The sequence below is a fragment of the Mesorhizobium sp. M7A.F.Ca.AU.001.01.1.1 genome, from assembly GCF_004022735.1.
GTDB classification, from domain to species: Bacteria; Pseudomonadota; Alphaproteobacteria; order Rhizobiales; family Rhizobiaceae; genus Mesorhizobium; species Mesorhizobium ciceri.
The window spans coordinates 1-5,051 of the sequence record NZ_RZPF01000502.1 but is presented as its reverse complement, the minus strand read 5'-3'; the positions used below and the strand labels follow the sequence as shown (position 1 = coordinate 5,051).

Below are 5,051 nucleotides of genomic sequence, written 5' to 3'. Positions count from 1 at the left end.
TCACCGGGTCGAGCGAATATTTCGGATCCTGCAGGATCATGGCGATGCGCTTGCCGCGCAGCTTCCTGCGTTCGCGTGGCGAGACGGTGAGCAAATCGATGCCGTCGAAGGCGAGCTTGTTGGCCGATATCCGCGCCTGCGGTGGCGTCAGGCCCATGATGGCGCGGCCGGTCTGCGATTTTCCCGAGCCGGATTCGCCGACGATGCCGAGCCGTTCGCGGCCGAGCGAAAAGGAAACGCCGCGCACCGCCTCGATCAGCCCGGTGCGGGTCGGGAAGGTGACGCGCAGGTCGTCTACGTTGAGAAGCGTTTTCGTTTCTCCGCTCATTGGTCGCCGCTCATTGGTCGCCACTCCGCGGATCGAGCGCGTCGCGCAGGCCGTCGCCAAGCAGGTTGAAGCCGAGGCTGACGATGAGGATGGCGAAGCCCGGCGCACCGGCCACCCACCACTGGTCGAGCACGAAGCGGCGGCCGGACGCGATCATCGTGCCCCATTCGGGCAGCGGCGGCTGCGCGCCGAGGCCGAGGAAACCGAGCCCGGCGGCGGTCAGGATGATGCCGGCCATGTCGAGCGTCACCCTGACGATCAGGGACGAAATGCAAAGCGGCATGATATGGCGCAGCACGATGCGGAAGGGCGAGGCGCCCATCAGTTGCACCGCCTTGATGTAGTCGGAATTGCGCACCGTCAGCGTCTCTGCCCGCGCGATGCGGGCGTAGGGCGGCCATGAGGTGATGGCGATGGCCAGCACCGCATTCTCGATGCCGGGGCCAAGTGCTGCGACGAAGGCCAGCGCCAGGATCAGCTTGGGAAAGGCGAGGAAGATGTCGGTGATGCGCATCAGGATGGCATCGGTCCAGCCGCCGGCATAGCCGGCCACCGTGCCGACCAGAAGGCCGATGGGTGCGGCGATGATGGCGACCAGGATGACCACGTAAAGCGTCCAGCGCGAGCCGTAGAGGATGCGCGACAGGATATCGCGGCCGAGATCGTCGGTGCCGAACCAGTGCTCGGCGCTCGGCGCCAGCAGGCGCGCGTTCTTCAGGTCGCCGAACGTTGGCGAATAAGGTGCCAGCACGCCTGCAAGGGCGGCAACGACCAGCAGGGCAATGATGATGAGCAGGCCCAGAAACGCCAACCGGTTGGCGGAAAAGCGCCGCCACGCCACATAGGCGCGGCCGAGCCTTGCCTGCATGCGCGAGGCCGGCCGCTCGCTGAGCAGCCAGTCGCGACGGCTCTGGATGGTGTCGACGCTCATGCGGACTTCGTCCTCGGATCGAGCACCCGATACAGCAGGTCGGAGAGAAGGTTGATGGCGATGAACACCGAGCCGATGACGATGGTGCCACCGAGCACCGCATTCATGTCGGCGTTCTGCAGCGAATTGGTGATGTAAAGGCCGATGCCCGGCCATGAGAAGACGGTCTCGGTCAGCACCGAACCTTCCAGCAGTCCGGCATAGGACAGCGCGATCACCGTCACCATCGGCACCGCTGCGTTGCGCAGCGCGTGGCCCCAGATGATGCGGGTTTCCGACAGGCCCTTGGCGCGCGCCGCGACGATATATTCCTGCGACAATTCGTTGAGCATGAACGAGCGCGTCATGCGGCTGATATAGGCGAGCGAGAAATAGCCGAGCAGCGAGGCCGGCAGGATGATGTGGCGGAAGGCGTCGTAAAAAACGTCCCACTGCCCCTGCATCGCAGAGTCGAGGAGATAGAAGCCGGTGATCGGCGTAAAGGTGTATTCGTAGACGACGTCGAGCCTCGCCGGGAAGGCAACCCATTGCAGCTTGGCGTAAAACAGCACCAGCCCAAGCAGCCCCAGCCAGAAGATCGGCACGGAATAACCGATCAGGCCGATGACGCGCACGATCTGGTCGATGAGGCTGCCGCGCCTGACCGCGGCCAGCACACCGAGCGGCACGCCGAACAACGCGCCGATCAGCGTTCCGAGGGTCGCCAGTTCCGTCGTGGCCGGAAGCGCCCGGCGAATGTCGGTCATGACCGGATTGGTGGTCAGCACGGAGACGCCGAAATTGCCGTTCAGCGCATTCTTCACATAGATGTAGAACTGCTCGATCAACGGCAAATCGAGGCCCATCTCGCGGCGCGTGCGCTCAACCACATTGGCCGGCGCCCGGTCGCCGAGCACCGCCAGCACCGGGTCGATTGGAATGACGCGGCCGATGAAGAAGGTGACCGCGAGCAGACCAAGATAGGTCGTGATCGCAATGACCAGGAAACGGCCAAGCGATGATGCAACAGCGACGGCGCGGGCGCTGCCGCGCCCCGCCGCCACTTCTTTTTCAACCGCGCTCATGCGGCGTGTCCGCGAGCACTATTCCTTGGACACCGGTCCGACGAAGTTGGTGTCGAAGCTCGGGCCGAGCGCAAAGCCCTTGAGGTTCTTGCGCAGGCCGGCCACTTCCAGCTGCTGGTGGATGACGACGAAGGGGCTGGTGTCGAGGATTTTCTTCTCGAGATCCTTGTACATGTCGGCGCGCTTGCCGGCATCCTTCTCGAGCAGTGCCGCTTCCGTCTGCTTGGTCAGGTCCGGAATGTCCCAGGCGTTGCGCCAGGCCAGCGTCTTGGTCTTGGCCCCATCCGAATTGTCCGGGTTCGAGGCAAAGGTCTGGGCGTTGGAGTTCGGGTCGAAATAATCCTGGCCCCATTGGCCGATATAGATGTCGTGGTTGCGGGCGCGGTATTTGGTGAGCGTCTGCTTGCCGTCGCCCGGGATGATCTCGAGCTTGATGCCGGCCTGTCCGAGCGTCTGCTGGATCGATTCCGCCATCCCGGTCGTCGGCTGGCCGGTGCGTACGTCCATGGTTACGCTGAAGCCGTCGGGCAGACCGGCCTTGGCCAGCAATTCCTTGGCCTTGGCGACATCGAGCTTGAACGGATTCTCATCCAATTCGCCGAGCACGCCCTTGGGCAGGAAGGTCTGATGGATTTCGCCGATGCCCTTGAGGATGGTGGAGCTCAAGGCATCATAGTCGACCAGATACTTGAACGCCTGGCGCACCTCCGGCTTGGCGAGGTTCGCGTTCTTCTGGTTGAGGCTGATGTAATAGACCGTGCCCTTGGGCGCGCTGGTGGTGGTGAGGTCGGCGTTCTTGGCGATGGCGTCGAGGTCGTTCGGTTCGAGATTGCGGGCAACGTCGATGTCGCCAGCCTCGAGCGCCAGGCGCTGGCCCGAGCTTTCCTTCATGTTGCGATAAATGACGCGGGCAAGCTTGGCTTTTTCGCCGTAGTAATTGTCGTTGCGCTCGAGAACGACGGCTTCGTTGGCCCGCCATTCGCGCAGCTTGAAGACGCCGGAGCCGGCATAGCCGGTCTTCAGCCAGGCATTGCCGAAGTCATTGTCCCATTTGTAGTCGGCGCTCGGCGTGACCGAAGCGACATGCTCCTTGACCAGCTTGGCGTCGACCACCGAAGCCACCGTTGCCGACAGGCAGTTCAGCACGAAGCTCGGCGCATAGGCCTTGTCGACGGTGAACTGGAAGGTGCCGTCGTCGACAGCCTTGGCCTTTTCGGTGACGTTGTCACCGCTGATGCCAAACTGGCCGATGATGAAGGCCGGGCTCTTGTCGAGCTTGATGACGCGCTCGAACGACCAGGCGACATCGGACGCCGTGATCGGATTGCCGGAAGCGAATTTCAGGCCGGGCTTGAGCTTGAACGTGTAGGTCAGGCCGTCATCGGAGACGGTCCAGCTTTCGGCAAGGTCGCCCTTGACCTTGGAGGTGTCGCTGAGGTCGAGACGGACAAGCAGATCATAGGTGTTGCCGGTGACCTCGGCGGTCGACAGCTCGAACGCCTCGCCCGGATCCATGGAGATGATGTCGTCGATCGCGAAACCTTCGACCAGCGTGTCGGCGGGCGTGACCGCACCGGCGGGCGCGCCGGCCAGAAGCAGCGCCGACATGGCGGCACCCGCGAGCAGGAAGCGAGAGCGTAGAGCAAACTTTTCCATCATCATTGTGATTGTTCCCTGTTTTGTTGTTTGTTGACCTGAGTTCCCGGCTCAGGGTTGCGGAATTTTTTCGGGGCCTGGAGACGGCCCCTCTGCCCACTTACCGTCGTGGTTTTTGTCCAGTTGGTCAACACCATACCCGGCGGCCCCGTGGCGGGCAACGAGCATTTATACGACGGCTCATTGGGCCAGAAAGGCCGGTGGGGTGTCGACGCATAGGCCAGCCAATCGAGGCTGCCGATCGAGAAAAATCTGCTAATTTCGGAGCTATTTCAGCACTGCGACCAGATCGGCGTCAGGAAAGCAGGTGGCGGCGCGGCCGTTCTTGGCTTGCCATATGCCGATCGAGCGGCGGGTCTTGAAGCCGGGCAGGCCATCGGCGCTGCCGACATCATAGCCCTTGGCCTCCAGCGCCCGCTGCAGGGCGGCGATGTCCGAACGGTGCAGCCCGCCGATCGCGCCCCAGCTGCCGGCGAAGTTCTGATCGCCATGGGCGATGCGATCGGCGCCATGGCCGATGAACAGCGCGTACAGGTCGCTGGTGTTGTATTGCTTCAGCACGTAGAAATTGGGCGTGGCGACAAAGGCCGGGCCGCTGCGCCCTGCCGGCATCAGCAGAAAGCCTTCGGCCTTCAGCTCACTCACTGGAAACGGTTTGCCGCCGACGCGCTTGATGCCCATATCAGCCCATTGCGAGATTTTCTTGCCCTGGTCCGGGCCTTCCAGCGAACAGGAAACGCTTTCCGGCACCGTCACCTCGAATCCCCAGCCACGACCCTTTACCCAGCCATAGTGGACGAGATAATTGGCGATCGAGGCCAACACGTCGGGCGTCGAGTTCCAGATGTCGACGCGGCCGTCGCCGTCGAAATCGACGGCATGTTTCAGGAACGAGGTCGGCATGAATTGCGGCTGGCCGAGCGCGCCGGCCCAGGACGATTTCATCGCGCCGACCGGAGCCAGCCCGCGCTCGACGATCTCGAGTGCGGCAAGCAGTTCGGCGCGGCGAAGATGCCTTATGACGCCTTCGAAGTGCTGGGCACCAAGGCATTCATGTCGACCAGGAAGGACT

5 protein-coding genes are annotated in these 5,051 nt (G+C 63.1%); all 5 read right to left on the bottom strand.

Features of this window, described 5'->3' with window-relative positions; translation table 11 throughout:
- Positions 1 to 328, bottom strand: a 328-nt coding sequence (locus EN884_RS25495; RefSeq protein ID WP_164895148.1) for an ATP-binding cassette domain-containing protein, incomplete at its 3' end; no start/stop codon positions are given.
- Positions 329 to 338: 10 nt separating this feature from the next.
- A complete protein-coding gene (gene nikC / locus EN884_RS25490; protein ID WP_013527924.1) occupies positions 339 to 1,259 on the bottom strand; it encodes a nickel transporter permease in 921 nt (306 codons plus the stop codon).
- Complete coding sequence (locus EN884_RS25485; RefSeq protein WP_013527925.1) at positions 1,256 to 2,323, bottom strand: ABC transporter permease; 1,068 nt, start codon at positions 2,321 to 2,323, stop codon at positions 1,256 to 1,258. The genes nikC and EN884_RS25485 overlap by 4 nt, the downstream gene beginning before the upstream one ends.
- An 18-nt stretch (positions 2,324 to 2,341) precedes the next feature.
- Entirely contained in the window at positions 2,342 to 3,985 is a 1,644-nt protein-coding gene (locus EN884_RS25480; protein WP_027161780.1) for an ABC transporter substrate-binding protein, read from the bottom strand.
- 261 nt (positions 3,986 to 4,246) lie between these two features.
- Positions 4,247 to 5,051 (bottom strand): peptidoglycan-binding protein (locus EN884_RS25475; RefSeq protein ID WP_245491987.1); only part of this gene is annotated, 805 nt, incomplete at its 5' end.